Here is a 19,304-nt window from a genome sequence, read left to right on the forward strand (position 1 = left end):
CCGAAACATATAAAAACATTATTTTAGGGAGGTCAATTTCTTATGTTTAAGAAACTTAGATTATTAGGCTTAGCTGCGGCGCTTGTGCTTGTTATTGCACTGGCAGCATGTGGCGGCGGAGGCAGCGAAGAGGGAAGTAACAGCGACTCCGGAAACAGCGGCAGCAGTGACGGCGGCGACAGCAGTGGAGGCGTCGAACTGGGTGAATCAGAACTGACTGTCCCTTACGTCTCCTGGGCAGGCGCTATTGCCCGTACGCCTTTGGTTAAGCAAGTTCTTGAAGAAGTAGGGTACTCTGTGGAAACAAAGCAGGTTGATGCTGGTTCGATGTGGACAAGTGTTGCCAATGATGACGCATCCTTTATGACAGCTTCATGGCTGCCAGCAACACACCAGTCCTATCAGGAGCAATATGGCGACGATGTGGAAGACCTTGGGAACTTTGTGGATAAAGCACCACTTGCAATGACAGTACCATCGTATATGGATGTTAACTCCATTGAAGACCTGAAGGGTAATGAGGAACTGGGTGAAAAACTGGATTGGACAATCACCGGTATCGACCCTGGTGCTGGCGTCATGCAGAATACGCAAAAAGCAATTGAGGAATATGGTCTGGAAAATTGGAATCTGCAATCAAGTTCTGAAGGTGCCATGCTGTCAGAATTGCAGTCAGCCATTGAAAATGAAGAGCCCATTATTATTCCGGGCTGGAAACCACATTGGATGTTCGCAGAAATGGATCTGAAAATGCTTGAAGATCCTAAAGAAGTTTACGGCGGTGAAGGTGACCGTATTGGAGCCGTAGCACACACAAGTTTCAAAGAGGACTCGCCTGCAGCATATGAAGTTATGCAGCGTCTGTTAGAAGATTATGATACGGAAATGGAGAACAAGCTGTTGGTTGAAATCAATAACGGTACAGAACCGGCAGATGCAGCAAGTCAATTCCTTGAAAATAATCCTGATCTTCTTGAAAAATGGACAAAAGGCATTGGTGAATAAGCCGCACCAATCACTTAAAATAAAGCTGCCCCAGTATACGGGGCAGCTTTATTATGTTCAAATTGTATGATGATATTAAAACTCCCCCGACTGTTGCAGCGGAAAAAGCAGCAGGGGGGATTTTTTCCACATGTAAGGGACAGTACTCCACCTAAAAACGGCGGTCACTGTCCCTGTATGCCCGATTTTGTTCAACTAGCCATCAGCGGGGGAAACCGTCCCACTGATTGAAGTTTCACTTTACTCACTTACTTTGTCTTCCAAGTCCCTCAAGCTTGACTCTATGTCTTCCAAGTATTGATGGATGCTTTCCTGGTGGGGCTCCACTGTTTTTTTCCAATCTTCTACTGAGCTTTTCATTTCCTGTGTCAGCTCTCTGGCGAGGACGGCGCCTTCTTTAGAGGTTTTAGTAAGCTGTTCTTTTAGCTTAAGGCTGTCATTTTTTAGTTTTTCAAACAACTCTTTCCATTCAATGCTTTGTTCTTTGGCACGACTTCGTATGTTTTTGCCTGATTCAGGTGTGCTTAACAATGCGGCAGCAGCACTGACTGCGCCTCCCAGTATAATTCCCAGGATTAATGATTTTCCCTTGCCCATAGAGTAACGCTCCTTTCAAAGACTCGATGCACTTCTCTTTTGCGGTTCAGGATATAAAACGTTATTTGATCCCGCATCTAATGGCCAGTAATCCACCAAAGAACGGCGGCTAACTGTCTTTAAATGCCCGTTTTTGTTCAACTAACATTCAGTGGGGAAAAGCACCCCACTGAATGAAGTTTCACTTTATCAATCATTTTAAAAACCCTCTGACAGTTTGATTGTGCCAGAGGATTGATATAACGGTCATCATGTGTAATCAGGCGGTGCTGAGTGGTTGCGTCTGTTTTAAAATGTTCTGCACGATTGGGTAAACAACCATCATAAACGCCGTATTTAACACAGCTGCAGGCAATACGATTGTACCGAACAGAACAGGAAAAGCTCCTTCCATGAGTCCGATAATAAAGAGAGCAACGGTTATAAATATTGATCCGCTAATCATGGTTCCGACAGCTGTTAATACAGGGACGTTTATTTTAACGTTTATACGATCTTTAACCAATAGCAGCAGTCCGAAAAACAGTATCCCTGTAATTGGTTTGTCGATCATATTGGCAATCTGACCGCCCGGTGTCTGGGTTGTCAATGCAGAAATAAAACCTGCAGCCACAGATAATATCAGTACATATTTTGCCTTTGGGAACATCATAATCCCCAAAAACATCATAGAAAGCAGCATATCTGGCTTCATCCCGTAAATAAAAGGCGGAATGATAAAATGTAAAACAGCACCAATCCCCAATAACAATGATAAAAATACCAAAACTCTTGTATTCACTTTTACCTCTCCTCTTCTCAGCTAAACTATTTTGCACCTTCCAGACGTGCCCTCATTGCCGCCTGCGAAAGCATAATCTTATTATAACAGAAATGGATTCAAATAAACAGTATAAATTTTCTAATTATTAAAGGCTGTTCAAAAAGTATATGGTCCTTTTTAACCACTTTTTTGGCGCGCACTGTTACCTTTAAATCGCTTCATTGATTTCTGTGGCAATTTGCTGCAGGTCTTCCTGTGAATAATCGTCTTCATGCACCTGCCAATTGAATGAGAAGCCATCATCTTCACCATATCGCGGGAGGAGATGGATATGCAGGTGAAAGACTGACTGGTCTGCCGGTTTCTCATTATTGTTAAGCAGATTCATGCCGGCTGGTTTATAGACTTTTTTAATGGCGTTTGTGATTGACGGAATACGTTGGAATAATTCGCTTGCCACTTCAGGCGGTGTTTCATAGATGTTTTTTGTATGAGTTTTCGGGATCACCAATGTATGTCCCTTTGTTACCTGGCTGATATCTAGGAATGCGTATACAGCTTCATCTTCATAAACTTTTGCTGAGGGGAGTTCTCCATCAATAATTTTGCAAAAAATACAATCCTCATGCGCCATGCCTATCACTCCTATACATATTTAATGATTGTTCAAAAACGCTTTGAATTCATTGTATAAAGAAATCAGGTGAAAAGTAAAGCCGGGAGAGGGGAGAACTATGTTTAGGTATAAAAAATAAACAGGCAAGGCCCATTCTTTAGGTGGGCCTGCCTGCATTAGGAAGCAAGCGGATGGCAAAGCATCTAACGTTCGGGGACTTGTTAACCGTCAATCGCGTATAGCTTTTAACGTTACAAAAACCGATTTGTCGAATCCCAATTGATTGGGATGATCCGGCAAAATGGTTTAAAGCATTAGATGGTACGGTAAGGTATTTGCGTTCGTATCCGAAAATACTTTGCAAGTTATCCTTAAATGGGTCAATCATTTAATTATCGATCACAGACACCTCATTTGGGTTCAGCGCGAAATTATATGATTTTGCTCATCCACTTAACTTCATTTGTTAGTGTTAACCGTTCGTTTCTTTTTATACACATTATTTGTCGAAGAATTTGCTTTGGCACGTTACATGAAACATGGTAAAATTTTAACTAAGTGACAATTGGGAGGCAGGATTTGTGGAACCTTTATTACATATCGCTGACTTGCATGGCGGTTATACACATAAAAACGTACTGAACGGCATTTCATTTGACGTCTATCCGGGTGAAATTGTTGGGTTGATTGGGCTGAATGGTGCTGGTAAGAGTACGACCATTAAACATATTATCGGTTTGATGCATGCTAAAAAGGGAAAGGTTGCGGTAAATGGGGAAACCTTCCAGGAAAATCCGAAAACGTACCGGAACCAGATGGCATACATACCAGAAATGCCGATTTTATATGATGAATTGACATTATATGAGCATCTGAGGCTCACGGCGATGGCTTATAATATACCCGAGGAGGATTTTGAAAAACGCCTTCCGCCACTCTTGAAAGAGTTTCGCATGGAAAAACGGCTGAAATGGTTCCCGACCCATTTTTCAAAGGGCATGCGGCAGAAAGTGATGATTATGTGTGCCTTTTTGATTGAGCCGCCATTATATATCGTGGACGAGCCGTTCGTCGGTCTTGATCCGCTTGGCATCAAATCCTATTTGCAGTTAATGGATAACATGAAGGCAAACGGATCTGGTGTGTTAATGTCAACCCATATCCTGGCCACTGCTGAACGTAACTGTGATCGGTTCATCATTCTGCATGAAGGCGAAATCCGGGCGGTGGGCACACTGGAGGAATTGCGCAGAGATTTTAATATGCCTGAGGCAGCGCTTGATGATTTATATGTGGAATTGACAAAGGAAGATCATCATGTTTAATTCACATGCATTTTTTAAACAGCGGTTCGCGGCGCATCTGAAAGAAACAAGCCGATATCTGCGCTACATTTTTAATGGACATATTGCGTTTGCGATGTTCTTTTTTGTATCAGCAGCAGCCTACTATTACCAGCAGTGGCTTGCAAATCTTCCTGATGATTTTCCGACGGCGTGGATTGTTGGGGTAACATTCGGGCTGCTTGTCAGCTATAGCCCAGTCCGAACATTGCTGAAAGAACCGGATCTTGTTTTTCTGATTGCCGCAGAGAATAGGATGGGGCCCTACTTCCGTGACGCTCTGATCTACAGCTTTGTTATCCAGCTTTATATTATATTGCTTGCCGGGGCTGCGTTTGGTCCGTTATATTTTGCTTCTTATCCGGACCGGGCTGGCAGCGTTTATTTACTGACATTGCTTATAGTGCTCATATTTAAATTCGGGAATCTGATCGCTAACTGGTGGATGCTGAAAATCAGGGAACCTGGAATGCGGCAGGTTGACCAGGTAGTACGGGTACTGCTGAACGTGGCTGTTTTCTATTTTATCATAGAAGGTGAAATGCTTTGGGCGGGTGTCACAACAGTTCTGTTTACACTTGTGTTTTTGTATGATTTAAATGTTTCAGGTAAACAGCCCGGCATTGTCTGGGATTTGCTGGTGGAAAAAGACCAGAACCGGATGCAGACATTTTACCGCATCGCCAATATGTTTACAGATGTTCCGCATTTAAAAAATCGCGTGAAAGGCAGACATTGGCTCGTGGCGCTTGTAAGTAAGGTGCCATTTGCCAATCGATTTACATTTGATTATTTATACCGGATTTCGTTTGTCCGCAGCGGAGACTATCTGGGGATGTATCTCAGGTTGATTATGATCGGCGGATTGTTCATTTATTTTGTTCCGAACATTTGGATGAAACTGTTGTTTGCACTGCTGTTTTTATACATGAGTGCTTTTCAGATGATGACATTGTACCATCACCATCGCACAGTTATGTGGCTTGACCTCTACCCGGTAGATGAAGGGGTGCGCCAGCAATCGCTGATTAAGCTTTTATTTCAGCTGACATTGATTCAGACCATTATTTTTGCCGTGCTCTTTGCAAGTATGCAGGAATGGATTGGTATGCTGGCAGTGCTTATTGGCGGAACTGTCTTTAATTATTTGTTCATACAGGGATACGTCAAGAAAAAGTTAATTGAATAGAAAGAGGCTGATCCGTTTGGGGACCAGCCTCTTTTTCTGCTCATTTCTCCTGATATTTAAAATACGCTGTAATTAACGTTTTGGCTGCGATGAGCATGGCACGTTCTTCAATATCAAATTTCGGGTGATGATGCGGGTAGCTATGGCCTTCTTTTTGTGCGCCTGTGAAAAAGAAGGCGCCTGGTTTTTCCATTGTGTAATAGGCAAAATCCTCTCCGGCCATGACGGGTTTGACCTCTTCACCTATTTCAATATCGTCAATATCGTCTGCCGCTTCAAGAACCAGTTCGGCTTCCTCTGAGTTGTTGACGAGCGGCGGATAGCCTTTTTCATAATTGAATGAATAGGTAATATCATTAGCGATGCAAGTGCCTTCAATAAGCTTTTCCATCTCACTGATGATTTGTTCCTGAATATCTTTTTTTAAGTAACGAACTGTACCGACAAGCCTTGCTTTATCAGCGATAACGTTGAATGCAGTTCCTGCTTCAAATTGTCCGATCGTGATCACTGCCGTTTCCAGCGGATCGAGACGCCTCGAAACAATTTGCTGAAGCTGCGACACGAGTTGTGATCCGATTGTAATGGCGTCTTTTGTCTGATGCGGATAGCCGCCATGACCGCCCTGTCCCTGTAGTGTTATCTCAAAGCGGTCGGGGCCGGCCATAAAGACGTCCTTTGATGTCTGCAGAACGCGAAACGGCGTCGTTGCCCAGAGATGGGTTCCGAAAACCGCGTCGACATCATCGAGTACGCCTGATTCAATTATCGGCTTAGCCCCGCCCGGCGCGTATTCCTCTGCATGCTGGTGCAGAAATACAATGGTCCCAGGTAAATCCTGCTGAAATGTTTTCATTGTCTTGGCAAGCGTGAGCAGTTGTGCTGTATGCCCGTCGTGACCACACGCGTGCATCACACCGTCGACCTTTGATTTATAGGGGACATCCTTCTCATCCTGAATCGGAAGCGCATCAAAATCCGCACGAAGCGCAATTTTCCTGCCCGGCTTCCCTCCTTTTAGCGTTGCCACCACACCATTTCCGCCGACATTTGCCTGATAGGGGACACCCAGATTTTCGTAAAAGTCAGCGATATATTGGGCTGTTTTGGTTTCTTGAAATGATACTTCCGGATATTGATGCAAATAGCGCCGAATGTTGACCATTTCTGGGTAAAGTTCATCCAACTTATTATGTATCTCCTGTAACAAAGGAATACCTCCTTTTTATCTGTGTTTCGATAATTATAACATTTAAGTGGTACGGGATGTTGGATTTTAGTGAGGTGGCTGTAGAAATATGAGCAGAAAAGCGCGATTATCGGTAGAAGAACCGTAACATCAGTAGAAGACTGAAAACATCAGCGGCAAAAATAAAACAGCTGTCCCGGATAGCATCGGGGCAGCCGTTATTTTTTAGTTAACTCTTGGATCGGTTAATAACCGTTGTATTTCTTCTTTATGACCTGTTTCGTCTGCGATCATATCTTCAATTTTAACAACAAGCTCGGTGTAGCCTAACTTCTCTGCTTGTTGCTTGCGTTTCTCATAACGGTCGATAGTAGCTTTTTCAGCTTCCAGTGAAGCTTCCAGTAAATCTTTTACTTCTTCTGGCTGCGGCACGTCAGCGGATTCTGTCGTTGGTGTTCCGCCTAGTGACTTAATTTTTTCGGACAAGTAGAGCGCATGGCCCATCTCGTCATTGATTTCGCCTTCGAAAAAAGGCTTCAATGCGGAACGATATAATCCGGAAACAACCGACGCACTATACGTATATTGAATGGCCGCTGCATATTCGTGTGACAAATCTTCGTTCAGTCCATCAATTAAATTTTGAAGATCCTGATTCATACTATATCCCAACCTTTCATATATAATGAGCACATAACTACCATTCCCTTTCGTATTTTTTTGAAACATGAGATTGAAATGGAAAATTAACTGCCTGTTATGACAGGGGAAAATAAGGTATGATGGCTCCAGGAGGGTTTGAACGTGTGGGGTAGACGGCGTTATTTTGTATTGTTTTTGTTAATCGCGTTATTAACGATTGGCATTTGGGTGTTTCGGATCATCAGCGGCGAAACCCTTTATGTTGATCAATTGACTCGCGGCCTCGTTGAAATAGTGGACGGCTCCGCTGTTTTCACATTTTTTCACTGGGTCACAGAATTGGGCTCTGTCACCTTTTTAACCCCTTTGACGATTCTAGTGACACTTGTGCTGTTGTCCGTTTTTCGGGACTGGCTGCCGGCACTGATATTTGCTCTGGGCACGTTGAGCAGCCATAGGCTTAATATACTTATCAAACATCTTGTTGAGCGTGAACGCCCAAGTATTTTTGTTGCCGCTAATGCTGAAGGGTTTAGTTTTCCGTCCGGACATGCTATGGTTTCAATGGTATGTTATGGGCTGTTGGCTTATTTTCTGGTCAAAAAAATGACGTCGCTCCGGGGTGTTTTAACCGCTCAAATTAGTCTTGCATTGCTTGTTTTTTTGATTGGGATAAGCCGGTATGTCATTAATGTTCACTATTTAACAGATGTTCTTGCCGGGTTCGTTTTTGGTTTGATCTACTTAATTGGCTTGATCTATTTTTATGAATGGCTGCAGTCCTCAAGAGGATAATCTCCGTCTTAAAACTGAAGGTCCATGACTGGACACAAGCTACCGTTTATGTTCACAAAAATGCCTTAATTCAAGCAAATGATTAAATATATGAGGACTTACTTTTTGATTTTTCGTCTTAATTGCCTGTATAATACGTAAGAAAATGACATGAGAGGGCGTCCATATGGAAAATAAAAAGACGAATGAGACATTGCTCATGATAATATGGACTCAGTCACTTATCGCCACACTGGGCAGTCTGTTTTTCTCAGAATTCATGGGCTATGTGCCGTGCGAACTATGCTGGCTGCAACGGATATTTATGTATCCGCTGGTCGTTATCTACGGGACGGCTCTTATTAAGAAGGACTTGTCCATTGCGCTACCGGGCCTTATTCTGAGCGGGATCGGCATGTTTATCTCGCTATACCATTATTTGGTGCAAAAATTGCCGGCTCTGCAGGAAGCAGGGGGGTCATGTGGTGCAGTTCCCTGCAACACGGAATATGTGAATTATTTTGGTTTTATCACGATACCATTTTTAGCAGGCATCGCTTTTATCGTTATAGTTGTATTGCATATCATGCTGCTGAAAAAACGCGGGAGGAATTAATGAATGAAAAAGAAAATGCTGATTATTATAGGGTCGATTGTCGTGTTATTTGCCGCCCTTTATTTTGTGATTGATTATAAAAATCAGCAGGCGACCGGCGACGGTGATAATCCATACGGTACAGATGACCTGCATCAGGCAACTATCGATCAACTGGATAATCCCGACTACCAGAACCAGATTTTGCCGGATGAATTGGAAACAAAACTGAACAACGGCGAAGATATGATGGTTTATTTTTATGATCCGACATGTCCGCACTGCCAGGAACTAACACCAAGGCTTATGCCGATTGTGGAAGATATGGGAGTCGATATGAAAAAACTGAACCTGCTTGAATTTCAGGCTGCCTGGGGAACATATGGGATTGAGAGTACACCAACACTTGTATACTTTGAAAATGGCGAAGAGGTCGACCGTGTGAACGGGGCCCAATCGAATGACATATTCCGGGCATTTTTTAATGAATATGCCGCTGACGGGTCAGGAAACAGTGGAGAACAAGCAAGCTAGGGGGAACCCGGCTTGCTTGTTTTATGGTTAGGCGTCCTCCATACCAATCATATGATATTTTGTTACAAACGGTCTGTCTAGGAAGTATGCCGGTGGTTTAACGTCGCTGCCATCTTTGTGTGCCTGCTTAAATTGATCCGAGTTCCTCCAGTTATCAAAGTCAGCTTCTGAAGCCCATTGGGTCATGACGACATAGGTGTTGCCTTTTTTGGGGCGTAGTAATCGGAATGCCTGAAAGCCGGGCATTGATTCCACATTCTGCTGGCTTTGTTTAAATTTGTCCTCAAATGTTGGCATTCCGTCATCAGCCACCGGGATATTGTTCATGACAACATAACCATTTTCTTTTAATGTGCCACTTGTGGTGACCGTTTCATATTCCTTGCCTGAAGCAAAGATGTTTTTCTTTTCATTTTCGTAGTAAACTAAAGTACTGCCGCTTTCACGCATAAAATAAAAATCAATATTCGTATGTTTTTCCGGCAGCTTTTTCAAAAAGTCGAATGTTCCTTTCGTCATAAATGCCTTCATCTTGCTACCCCCTAACGAAGTCTGGTTCATTACTATTTTAACATACCCGTTTTGTTTAAGCGTTAGTCTTTGTTAACTATTTAGAATTGTTATTATCTAACAGCAAGTATAATTCTTTCGTCACTGCAAAAATTGTCGTATACTAATTCTGAGGTGAATTCACATAAGATGAAAAAGCTAAAATGGCTGTTGCTTTCATTGACTTTCATTCTGGGGCTCACGATCATTGGCTATGGTGTCATTTTAATTGGTGGCGGGCTTATTGCTGATAAAGAAGACATGATTCTTAATGCTACTACGACGATAGAAACCAATGATGGAACAGTCATCGGCAAGTTATATGATGAAAACCGGATACCTGTATCGCTTGAAAGTATCCCTGAGCATGTCCAGGAAGCATTCATAGCTGTAGAGGACAGACGCTTTTATGATCATGCAGGGGTTGATTTCATTTCAGTTGTTCGTGCCGTGTACAGGGACATCGTGGCAATGGCAAAAGTAGAGGGTGCCAGCACAATCACACAGCAGCTTGCGAAAAATTTATTCCTGACTAATGATAAAACTTGGCTGCGCAAGACCAAAGAGGTAATGGCTGCCATTTATCTAGAACGTACCCTGACCAAAAGTGAAATTCTGGAATTATATTTAAATGAAATCTATTTTGGTGAAGGTGTTTATGGTATTGAGGCTGCATCTCGGAAATTTTTTAATAAATCTGCTGACGCGTTATCCTTAACAGAGGGGGCGCTTCTGGCGGGGATGGCGAAAGCACCGAACGGTTACTCGCCAATTAATCACCCCGATAAAGCCGAAAATAGACGGGATATTGTTCTGAAGGCAATGGAGGAGACAGGCAGTATCTCAACTGAGGAGCGGCTAAAGGCACAAGGGAACACGCTGGGGCTGAATGTGCAGGAGTATGAGCCAAAGCCATGGGTCGCCAGCTATATTGATCTTATGTTAAACGAAGCTGAGGATGATTACCAGCTATCAGCCGAAGAGTTGCAGCGCGGCGGCTATCAAATAGTTGTTAACATCGATCCTGAGGTCCAGCAGATTGCCCACGAAAAATTTCAGAATGGATCGTATTTTCCCGGTAATACCGGCGGGGTTGAGGGCGCCTTTGTGATGCTGGAACAGAATTCGGGAAAAATTGCTGCTGCGATCGGCGGCAGGGATTACCAAATAGGCGATCTGAATCGAGTGATGCTGAACCGGCAGCCGGGATCAGCGATAAAGCCACTTGCGGTATACGGTCCCGCGATGATGCAGGAAACGTACCAGCCCTATACGGTGATCCCTGATCAGAAAATGGAAATCGACGGGTACACTGCAACGAATTATGATAATCGGTACGCTGGTGCTGTTTCTGTATATGATGCATTGGTGAAATCGAAAAATGCGCCGTCCGTTTGGCTGTTAAACGAAATAGGTATATCTTATGCAAAGGCGTATTTGCATAAACTGAACATGCCGATTGAGGACGACGGACTGGCAATTGCGTTAGGCGGTTTATCAGATGGTGTAACACCTTTACAAATGGCCCAAAGCTATCGCGCATTTGCGAATGGCGGTAAAACAATCGATGCGCATGCGATTGAGCAAATCATTAACAGGGAAGATGAGGTTATCCAACAGGCAGAAGCAAAAACGACTGAAGTGTTCAGTCCGCAAGTAGCCTGGAACATGACGGAGATATTATCCAATGCTGTTACAGAAGGTACCGGCCAGGCGGGTGAGTATCCGAAAGCACTGGCGGGAAAAACCGGCTCAACGCAGCACCCGCATGTCGAAGGAGCAGTAAAAGATGCGTGGTTTGTCGGCTACACACCGGAATATGTGAGTGCTGCATGGATGGGCTACGACACATCTGATGAAAATCATTTTTTAACGGCAGGAAGTGAAATGCCGACTAAACTGACAAAAGATATTTTAACAGAAATTGATCAGCGGAAGAGTCTGGCAGTATCGTTTGAAAAACCGGATAAGGTGGCGGCTTTGCCGGAACCGATCGATTTGCCGGAGAACATTACATTACATGGCGATTATGCGTTTGGCGGCTTTTCGTTATTCAATGGCAGGCTTGAATGGACAAAGCCTGAGGATGAACGGATTGTTTACCATGTTTATCAAGAAAAAGAAGGCCTTGACGAACGGGTTGGTACAGTGGAAGGAGCCAACGAATACACGGTTGAACGTCTCCGGATTTTCGGTTCCTCGCGGTATTATGTGGTGCCGTATAACCCTCTGACCAAAACGGAAGGACAGAAATCTAATACGGTTGAACTATCGATGTGAAGGTAAAGCTGATAATAACTAAACAAGGGCTAAGAGCTAATTTAGACAAATTGATGACAATCCCTGATGATTTCTATACAATGAAACGGGAAATCGCTATAGTTGAATATAGGTAATTGTGCTTACGTTGTGTGAAAAAGGGTGAAGTAAGTGACGAACAATTTTAATGATACAATCTTGAAAGCTTATAACGGGGAAAAAACTGAGCATACGCCTGCATGGTTTATGCGTCAGGCAGGAAGATCCCAGAAAGAATACCGTAAACTGAAGGAAAAATACTCCTTATTTGAAATTACGCACCAGCCGGAATTATGCGCCTATGTTACGCGCCTTCCAGTGGAACACTACGGAGTGGACGCAGCCATTTTGTATAAGGATATTATGTCACCTCTTCCGTCACTTGGCGTGGACGTGGAAATTAAAAAGGGAGTCGGTCCGGTGATTGACAATCCGATCACGAATTTCCAGGACGTGGAACGGCTTGGGATGATTAATCCGGAAGCGGATGTGCCGTATGTTCTGGAAACGATTCGCCTTTTGACAGAAGAACAGTTGGATGTTCCGCTGATTGGATTCAGCGGTGCTCCATTTACATTAGCAAGTTATATGATTGAAGGCGGACCATCCAAGAATTACAGTCAGACCAAAGCACTCATGTATAGTCAGCCGGATGTCTGGTTTGCTCTGATGGATAAACTGGCAGACATGACGATTGCTTATGTGAAGGCACAAATAGATGCCGGGGCAAGGGCCATTCAAATTTTTGATTCGTGGGTCGGCGCTCTGGACGCAGAGGATTACCGGTATTATATCAAGCCGGTCATGAATCGGATTTTTACAGAATTGCGGCCAAAGAATGTGCCATTGATTGTATTCGGTGTTGGTGCACGGCATTTGCTGTTGGAATGGAACGATCTGCCTGTGGATGTCATTGGTCTTGACTGGCGCACTTCCATTACTGAAGCGCGACAAATGGGAGTTACCAAAGTACTGCAGGGTAATCTTGATCCGACAGTGCTTCTCGCAGACTGGAAAACGATTGACGCGAAAACGAAGGCCATTCTGGACGAAAGCCTGGGGCAGGGTGGACATGTGTTCAACCTTGGCCACGGCGTTACACCGGACATAAAACCGGAAACACTAAAAAAATTGACCGAGCTTATTCATACGTATTCGAAGCGATAAATTGAAACTGACGAGGTGTTGTAAATGGGAAAGAAAAAATTGGGACTGCTTGTGATGGCATACGGAACGCCTTACAAGGAAGAAGACATTGAGCCGTATTACACAGATATCCGCCATGGAAGAAAGCCGTCTGAAGAAGCATTGCAGGATTTGAAAGATCGTTATAAGGCAATCGGCGGCATTTCACCACTGGCTAGAATTACGGAAGAACAGACCAAAGCATTGGAAGAAAAATTGAATGCGTCTCAGGATGATGTTGAATTTAAGGCATACATTGGCTTGAAGCATATCCACCCGTTTATTGAAGATGCCGTCCAGCAAATGGCAGAAGATGGTATTGAGGAAGCTGTTTCCATTGTTCTGGCACCGCATTATTCAACGTTCAGTGTCAAATCGTATAACAAGCGTGCTAATGACACAGCTGAGAAATATGGCATTTCCATTGAATCAGTTGAAAGCTGGTATAACGAGCCGGGCTTTATCAAATACTGGGCTGACCAAATCAGTGCCGTATATGATGACATGCCTGCAGATGAGCGGGAAAAAGCTGTACTGGTCGTTTCCGCGCACAGCCTTCCGGAAAAGATTCTTAAGGACGGCGACCCATATCCGGATCAGCTGAAAGAAACAGCCCGTCTGATTTCTGAGGCGACTGGGATCAAGAACTATGCAATCGGCTGGCAAAGTGAAGGCAACACACCGGATCCATGGCTTGGTCCGGATGTGCAGGATCTGACTCGCGATTTGTATGAGCAGAAAGGTTACCGTTCGTTCGTTTATGCACCGGTCGGCTTTATTGCTGATCACCTGGAAGTGTTATATGACAATGACTATGAGTGTAAAGTGGTTTGCGATGAACTCGGAGCGACCTATCACCGCCCGGAAATGCCGAACGCTCATCCACAATTTATTGCAACCCTTGCTGATGTTGTTATGAATCAAGCGAAGCGTGAAGTATGATGAGTGAAATGAAAAAGATATTAATAGCAGGCGGCGGCATAACAGGTTTATCCGCTGCCTACTATTTGCAAAAAGAGATCAACGAAAAAGGCTTGCCTTATGAGGTAAAACTTGTTGAAGCAGGAAACCGGCCGGGCGGCAAAATTAAAACAACCAGACGCAACGGATTTGTCATTGAGCAGGGGCCGGACTCATTTTTATCGCGTAAACAGCCGGGGATCAAATTAGTCAGGGAACTCGGGTTAAGTGATGAACTGGTCCGAAATGGCACAGGACAATCCTATATACTGGTCAATAACAAGCTGCATCAGATACCTAAAGGTTCATATATGGGGGTACCTGTAAGCGTTCGTCCGTTTTTATTTTCCAGTATTTTTTCGCCTACGGGGAAACTCCGTGCCGGGATGGATTTTGTAATGCCAAGAGGGAAAACAGGTGACCAGTCATTGGGAGGATTCTTCCGCCGGCGTTTCGGTGATGAACTGGTGGAAAATTTGATTGAACCGCTTTTATCAGGGATTTACGCTGGTAATCTTGATGATATGGGCATTATGGCGACATTCCCGAATTTTTATCAGCTTGAACAGGAACACCGCAGTCTGATCAAGGGTCTTCGGAAAACAATGCCGGACAAGAAGAAGCAGAAAAAATCGGGCGGGAAAAAACAAGGCATGTTTTACTCGTTCGAAAATGGACTGGAAACATTGGTTGAACGCCTTGAGGAGGTACTGGGTGATATGATTTCGCTCAACACTGGAGTTGACCATGTCGAGAAAAAGGAGCACGGTTATAACGTTTTGTTAAGCAATGGTGAGGTGTACAAAGCAGATACGGTCATCTTGGCGACACCACATTATACGCTGCCGAAAACGTTCAGCCAGTTTGACGCTTTTGATGAATTTCGTGATATCCCAGCTACCTCTGTGGCCAATGTTGCTATGGCGTTTGATGAATCAGCGATTGAAAGGGATATCGATGGCACCGGATTTGTGGTGTCCCGAAACAGTGACTTTAGAATCACTGCTTGCACCTGGACGCATAAAAAGTGGCCAAATGCTGCACCTGAAGGTAAAGCACTCGTCCGCTGCTATGTCGGCAGACCGGATGATCAATCGGTTGTAGATTTATCAGATGACGAAATTGTCGACATTGTCCTGAATGACTTAAACAAAACAATGAATATTACGGCAAAACCTGAATTCAGCGTCATCAGCCGCTGGCAAGATGCAATGCCCCAGTATACGGTCGGACATACCGAGCGGATTGCCAACGTACGTGAAAGTATGCGGCAGGAACTCCCGGGCGTCTTTATGGCCGGCAGTTCCTATGAAGGCGTCGGCATACCGGACTGTATCGATCAAGGCGAAAAAGCGGTCGCTGATGTGCTGGAATATTTGCGTGGCTGATTTTTGAGATCAACATCAGACTGTACGTTTGATGCCGGTCTTTTGTGGCAGTTAAGAAAGTATAAATACTTTCTTACTGCATAAGTGCAACTTAGACTTTCGCCATTAAATCTTGGCGATAAGCCAAGTTTTCTAACGGTTAAATGCTATACATGGCGGGTATCAGCAGGAGAAACCGGGAATCTGCAGAATAGCAATTAAATCTACGGAAGCATGATAATATCAACAGAAGACAGGGAAAATCAACAGATAAGCGGTAGTATCGACAGAAGAGAAAACTTATCGGCAGAAGATAAAATGTATCACCAGAAGAATAAAAGAATCCCCGAAAAACCATCCATCTTAATAAAATTGCTCGATTTGTTTTGAACTATTTATATATGGAAATGGGGAATGTTGTGGAAAATCGCTAATGCTCAGTGCATGGTATTTTCTTCCTCTATTTTGTCCATCGTGCTGAAGCTGCATGCTTTTTAAAATGGTATGAGCTGTTCTTGGTGAATCAATCTGCAGAGTTTCTCGGCATTTTTTATTTGTAATTATCGTTCCATGAAGAAGAAAATAATCCAATATAACCCTCTCATGGGCCTTAAAGGACGTAAAGTGGCAGTTTGGACACTGTCATTTTTTGTATAAGCGCTTCATAGGGTAATGCTGGCATCTCTCACAAGGTATTCCTTTTATCAAATGCCGTTCAGTTAAATTATGCTCCCGTAATATGTCTATCCGAGGAGTATCTTCATGCAACAAGGTTCTGCTCAGCTTTCTTAACCCCGCTGTTGTAAATTGTTCCTCTGTAAATTTACTGTTTAATCGATCCAAATGCTGGTGCAAACTTTCATTGTGAATGATTTTATTATAAACATCCGGATCTTTTGTTACATTTTCAATAATGGTTGAGGGATAAGCGACGACAACAAGGATTTCAATCGGAATATTAAAAATACCATGACGCCCCAGCCAGGATGTTAAATGTGTTTTCTGTGCTTCGGCCTGCAAAATCGGATCCTTAAAAGAATATACTACTTCTCTATTTGTTTCTTGCGTCAACTGCTGCTGTTTTGAATCATATTTAAATGTACCTTTTTTATTTTTAACCTCAAGAATGCAGATAAAGCTTGTTGTCAAGATGAGCGTGTCAATTTGAAAGTTAAATGGAGGGTTTGCCAATCGGATGCCTTGAAAAATGAAGAAATCTTCATGTGGGTACGTGGAAAGTTTGTAGTCAACATTTCTTTCGCCGTCATAACCTGCTTTTTCCCGTTTGTAAGCAACAATCGCGTCATTTGGCAGGTAAGCCTTAGAAATCCTTCGAAACAACGCTTCATAACTTAATAGTGCATGAGACTTTTTTCTATATTTGATAATAGTCGGGGTCAAATTTGAATCACTCCTTTTTGTTATTAGCTATATATTCTGCAAAAGATTATAATTTCCTGCTGTAAGCTATGAATCTTTTGTGACAAAATAGCCCAGTCACGATAAAATGCCACTCGAAGTTTAAACTGACATGAAAAAGCGATTACGAAAGGACTGTCTAGAAGAATGGATATAACGGCGGCGAAAAAAAGAGTCAACAGAACTTTTAAAAGTATATACCGGCAGGAGATGAACAGAATCTGCAGAATAGCAATTAAATCTACGGAAGAATGATAATATCAACAGAAGACAGGGGAAATCAACAGATAAGCGGTAGTATCGACAGAAGAGAAAACTTATCGGCAGAAGATTAATAGTATCGACAGGATACAGGAAATATCAACAGAAGCATCACCGGACAAACCTTTCTGATAAAAAAGTGCCCCAGTCGAAACTGGGACACAGCGTTCCTATTCATAACTTTTCTCCAATTCGTCAACGAGTTCACCTACATAGGCGACAGCTTCTCTGATGGCATCAGGCTGTGACATATCGATACCAGCCTTTTTGGCCAGGTCTAGCGGTTTCATTGTACCGCCTGCCTTTAAAACAGCCATCCAGCGATCGACAGCCGGTTGACCTTCTTTACGGATCATTCCGGCCATAGCGGTCGAAATCGTTAGACCAGCTGAATACGTATATGGATATAACCCCATATAATAGTGCGGCTGGCGCATCCACATCAGGCCAGCGCCATCATCAATTGATACAGCATCTCCCCAGAAGTTTTCGATTGCCTCTATCTTCTGTTCGGACAAAACCGTGGCTGTCAGTGGCGTTCCTTCTTCAGCCAGAGCATAAATGCGGCGCTGAAATTCAGCCTCCAACAGATGTGTCACGAAGTTATGGTAATAGGTTCCAAGCAGTGAGCTGATGACCCAGCGTTTCATCCGCTTGTCATCAGTTTTGGCCATCATATGATCGGCAAGCAGTAATTCGTTCAGGGTTGATGGTGCCTCGACAAAGTAAGTGGACGGCCTTGTGTTTACAAGGGACTGATTTTTTCCGGCCAGATAGAAATGGCCGGCGTGCCCAAGTTCATGTGCCAGAACAAATGCCCCCCGCATCGTGTCTGTCCATGTAATCAGGATATAGGGATGGACACCATAGGGAGAGGCACAAAATGCGCCAGTCTGTTTTCCGACATTGTCAGCACGGTCAATCCAGCGGTTATTAATCCCTTCCTGAATGATATCACTGTATTCCGCCCCCATAATCTGCAGCGCTTCACGGATCGTATCTGTTGCTTCCTTGTAAGTTGTCTCCGGGTTAAAGTCCGGATCAAGTGGTGCTTTTAGATCGGCGTAGCGCATCTCGTTAAGTCCCAATTTCTGCTGTTTCAGTTTGGCATACCGGCGCATGTGCGGCGCTAATTCTTCCTGAATGACGTCGAGCTGATTATGATACATCTCCTTGGTTACCTGCTGCGGGTGGAGAAGCATATCGGTTACCGAATCATAGGTACGCAGGCGTGACGTTGTAACCTGTTTGGTCACTTCGGTAGCGTATGTTGCAGCATATGTGTTCTTGTACTGGTTCAGTGTTTTAATAAATGAGTCATACGCGTTTCTGCGGGTATCTGTATCAGGCGACAATTCGTAGCTGTCCTCGAAAAGGGCGGCTGACATTGGCAGTTCGCTACCATTACTGTCTTTTATTGGATCAAATTTCATGTCAGCGGATTTGCTTCGTTCATAGATCATGAAAGGTGCACTATGTACTTCATCAAGTGCAGCAAGTGTTTCTTCAATTTCAGGTGCCAGTGTGAACGGCTTTTTTTCCAGGACGTCCTCAAGCATTTTTCGGTATATTTCCAGCTCCGGTTCTTCGCTTATGAAGTGGTCGATTATATCGTTCGTTAATTGCAGTAGTTCAGTTTCAACGAACGATAATTTCGCACCGATTGCAGCCAGTACAGATGATACTTTGGCGGAATCTGCCTGATTTTGCGGATCAGTTCCATCCGCGCTCGATTTTAGATTGGCGTAGGTCGCCACACATATCAGGCGTTTTTCAAAATTCTTCTTTGCTTTCAGACCGTTTAACAGGTTTTCAGCGCTTGTTACCAAGTTGCCTTTATATTGGGTAACATCACTGACGTTTGCTTGGACAGCCTTCAATTCATATTCCCAATCTTCATGCGAAGTAAATAAATCAGTTAAGTCCCATGTTTGTTCTTTAGGTACTTCAGATCGTGCCAGACGTTTCGTTTCGGTCTTCATAACAATACTCCCTTCCATTCGCTTCTCTAATAAATT

General features: G+C 43.6%; 18 protein-coding genes. 10 read left to right on the top strand and 8 right to left on the bottom strand.

What is annotated here, in order from left to right:
* Nucleotides 1-42: 42 nt before the first annotated feature.
* Nucleotides 43-1,005 carry a glycine betaine ABC transporter substrate-binding protein gene (locus ON01_RS04800; protein ID WP_010529870.1) on the top strand — a complete coding sequence of 321 codons (963 nt, stop codon included), beginning with the start codon at nucleotides 43-45 and terminating at the stop codon, nucleotides 1,003-1,005.
* 240 nt (nucleotides 1,006-1,245) lie between these two features.
* Here the strand turns inward: ON01_RS04800 and ON01_RS04805 are convergent, their stop codons facing one another.
* The 3 genes from ON01_RS04805 to ON01_RS04815 all read right to left on the bottom strand — a co-directional run bounded on the left by ON01_RS04805 (nucleotide 1,246) and on the right by ON01_RS04815 (nucleotide 2,999).
* Entirely contained in the window at nucleotides 1,246-1,602 is a 357-nt protein-coding gene (locus ON01_RS04805; protein ID WP_010529871.1) for a YtxH domain-containing protein, read from the bottom strand.
* A gap of 259 nt (nucleotides 1,603-1,861) precedes the next feature.
* Entirely contained in the window at nucleotides 1,862-2,383 is a 522-nt protein-coding gene (locus tag ON01_RS04810; protein ID WP_010529872.1) for a tryptophan transporter, read from the bottom strand.
* Nucleotides 2,384-2,573: 190 nt separating this feature from the next.
* Nucleotides 2,574-2,999, bottom strand: a complete 426-nt coding sequence (locus ON01_RS04815) for an HIT family protein (protein ID WP_010529873.1) — start codon at nucleotides 2,997-2,999, stop codon at nucleotides 2,574-2,576.
* A 563-nt stretch (nucleotides 3,000-3,562) separates the two neighbouring features.
* Between ON01_RS04815 and ON01_RS04820 the strand changes: the two genes are divergently transcribed.
* Complete coding sequence (locus tag ON01_RS04820) at nucleotides 3,563-4,306, top strand: ABC transporter ATP-binding protein (RefSeq protein WP_010529874.1); 744 nt, start codon at nucleotides 3,563-3,565, stop codon at nucleotides 4,304-4,306.
* Nucleotides 4,299-5,513 (top strand): ABC transporter permease, encoded by a 1,215-nt coding sequence (locus ON01_RS04825; protein ID WP_010529875.1) that lies wholly within the window; start codon nucleotides 4,299-4,301, stop codon nucleotides 5,511-5,513. The genes ON01_RS04820 and ON01_RS04825 overlap by 8 nt, the downstream gene beginning before the upstream one ends.
* A gap of 40 nt (nucleotides 5,514-5,553) precedes the next feature.
* On the opposite strand, the gene ON01_RS04830 is transcribed toward ON01_RS04825, so the two are convergent.
* Together ON01_RS04830 and ON01_RS04835 are read right to left on the bottom strand one after the other, a co-directional pair.
* On the bottom strand, nucleotides 5,554-6,723 hold the full coding sequence (locus ON01_RS04830; RefSeq protein ID WP_010529876.1) for a M20 family metallopeptidase: 1,170 nt from the start codon (nucleotides 6,721-6,723) through the stop codon (nucleotides 5,554-5,556).
* Between the two features lie 204 nt (nucleotides 6,724-6,927).
* Nucleotides 6,928-7,362 (bottom strand): ferritin-like domain-containing protein, encoded by a 435-nt coding sequence (locus ON01_RS04835; protein ID WP_010529877.1) that lies wholly within the window; start codon nucleotides 7,360-7,362, stop codon nucleotides 6,928-6,930.
* A 144-nt stretch (nucleotides 7,363-7,506) separates the two neighbouring features.
* Here ON01_RS04835 and ON01_RS04840 point away from each other — a divergent pair, with 144 nt between their 5' ends.
* From ON01_RS04840 to ON01_RS04850, 3 genes are all read left to right on the top strand, one after another.
* Nucleotides 7,507-8,139 carry a phosphatase PAP2 family protein gene (locus ON01_RS04840; protein WP_010529878.1) on the top strand — a complete coding sequence of 211 codons (633 nt, stop codon included), beginning with the start codon at nucleotides 7,507-7,509 and terminating at the stop codon, nucleotides 8,137-8,139.
* Nucleotides 8,140-8,305: 166 nt separating this feature from the next.
* Nucleotides 8,306-8,734, top strand: a complete 429-nt coding sequence (locus ON01_RS04845; RefSeq protein ID WP_010529879.1) for a disulfide oxidoreductase — start codon at nucleotides 8,306-8,308, stop codon at nucleotides 8,732-8,734.
* Nucleotides 8,735-8,737: 3 nt separating this feature from the next.
* Entirely contained in the window at nucleotides 8,738-9,247 is a 510-nt protein-coding gene (locus tag ON01_RS04850) for a thioredoxin family protein (protein ID WP_010529880.1), read from the top strand.
* Nucleotides 9,248-9,274: 27 nt separating this feature from the next.
* On the opposite strand, the gene ON01_RS04855 is transcribed toward ON01_RS04850, so the two are convergent.
* On the bottom strand, nucleotides 9,275-9,778 hold the full coding sequence (locus ON01_RS04855; protein WP_010529881.1) for an antibiotic biosynthesis monooxygenase family protein: 504 nt from the start codon (nucleotides 9,776-9,778) through the stop codon (nucleotides 9,275-9,277).
* A 168-nt stretch (nucleotides 9,779-9,946) separates the two neighbouring features.
* Here ON01_RS04855 and ON01_RS04860 point away from each other — a divergent pair, with 168 nt between their 5' ends.
* The 4 genes from ON01_RS04860 to hemY all read left to right on the top strand — a co-directional run bounded on the left by ON01_RS04860 (nucleotide 9,947) and on the right by hemY (nucleotide 15,627).
* A complete protein-coding gene (locus ON01_RS04860) occupies nucleotides 9,947-12,076 on the top strand; it encodes a transglycosylase domain-containing protein (RefSeq protein ID WP_010529882.1) in 2,130 nt (709 codons plus the stop codon).
* Nucleotides 12,077-12,226: 150 nt separating this feature from the next.
* Nucleotides 12,227-13,261, top strand: a complete 1,035-nt coding sequence (hemE, locus tag ON01_RS04865) for a uroporphyrinogen decarboxylase (protein ID WP_010529883.1) — start codon at nucleotides 12,227-12,229, stop codon at nucleotides 13,259-13,261.
* Between the two features lie 24 nt (nucleotides 13,262-13,285).
* A complete protein-coding gene (hemH, locus tag ON01_RS04870; RefSeq protein ID WP_010529884.1) occupies nucleotides 13,286-14,221 on the top strand; it encodes a ferrochelatase in 936 nt (311 codons plus the stop codon).
* Complete coding sequence (gene hemY, locus ON01_RS04875) at nucleotides 14,221-15,627, top strand: protoporphyrinogen oxidase (protein WP_010529885.1); 1,407 nt, start codon at nucleotides 14,221-14,223, stop codon at nucleotides 15,625-15,627. Before hemH ends, hemY begins: the two co-directional genes overlap by 1 nt.
* A 621-nt stretch (nucleotides 15,628-16,248) precedes the next feature.
* Here the strand turns inward: hemY and ON01_RS04880 are convergent.
* Nucleotides 16,249-17,007 carry a nuclease-related domain-containing protein gene (locus tag ON01_RS04880; RefSeq protein ID WP_010529886.1) on the bottom strand — a complete coding sequence of 253 codons (759 nt, stop codon included), beginning with the start codon at nucleotides 17,005-17,007 and terminating at the stop codon, nucleotides 16,249-16,251.
* Nucleotides 17,008-17,456: 449 nt separating this feature from the next.
* Nucleotides 17,457-19,268 carry an oligoendopeptidase F gene (gene pepF, locus ON01_RS04885; protein ID WP_029328989.1) on the bottom strand — a complete coding sequence of 604 codons (1,812 nt, stop codon included), beginning with the start codon at nucleotides 19,266-19,268 and terminating at the stop codon, nucleotides 17,457-17,459.
* Nucleotides 19,269-19,304: the final 36 nt, after the last annotated feature.

This window comes from Lentibacillus jeotgali, from assembly GCF_000224785.1.
GTDB lineage: Bacteria > Bacillota > Bacilli > Bacillales > Amphibacillaceae > Lentibacillus > Lentibacillus jeotgali.

Bases quoted from the DNA above. Each gene is read 5' to 3' on its own strand.
- hemY (WP_010529885.1), top strand. From the start codon at position 14,221: ATGAGTGAAATGAAAAAGATATTAATAGCAGGCGGCGGCATAACAGGT.
- ON01_RS04815 (WP_010529873.1), bottom strand. From the start codon at position 2,999: ATGGCGCATGAGGATTGTATTTTTTGCAAAATTATTGATGGAGAACTC.
- ON01_RS04825 (WP_010529875.1), top strand. From the start codon at position 4,299: ATGTTTAATTCACATGCATTTTTTAAACAGCGGTTCGCGGCGCATCTG.
- ON01_RS04855 (WP_010529881.1), bottom strand. From the start codon at position 9,778: ATGAAGGCATTTATGACGAAAGGAACATTCGACTTTTTGAAAAAGCTG.
- ON01_RS04850 (WP_010529880.1), top strand. From the start codon at position 8,738: ATGAAAAAGAAAATGCTGATTATTATAGGGTCGATTGTCGTGTTATTT.
- ON01_RS04845 (WP_010529879.1), top strand. From the start codon at position 8,306: ATGGAAAATAAAAAGACGAATGAGACATTGCTCATGATAATATGGACT.
- ON01_RS04800 (WP_010529870.1), top strand. From the start codon at position 43: ATGTTTAAGAAACTTAGATTATTAGGCTTAGCTGCGGCGCTTGTGCTT.
- ON01_RS04805 (WP_010529871.1), bottom strand. From the start codon at position 1,602: ATGGGCAAGGGAAAATCATTAATCCTGGGAATTATACTGGGAGGCGCA.
- ON01_RS04860 (WP_010529882.1), top strand. From the start codon at position 9,947: ATGAAAAAGCTAAAATGGCTGTTGCTTTCATTGACTTTCATTCTGGGG.
- pepF (WP_029328989.1), bottom strand. From the start codon at position 19,268: ATGAAGACCGAAACGAAACGTCTGGCACGATCTGAAGTACCTAAAGAA.
- ON01_RS04835 (WP_010529877.1), bottom strand. From the start codon at position 7,362: ATGAATCAGGATCTTCAAAATTTAATTGATGGACTGAACGAAGATTTG.
- hemH (WP_010529884.1), top strand. From the start codon at position 13,286: ATGGGAAAGAAAAAATTGGGACTGCTTGTGATGGCATACGGAACGCCT.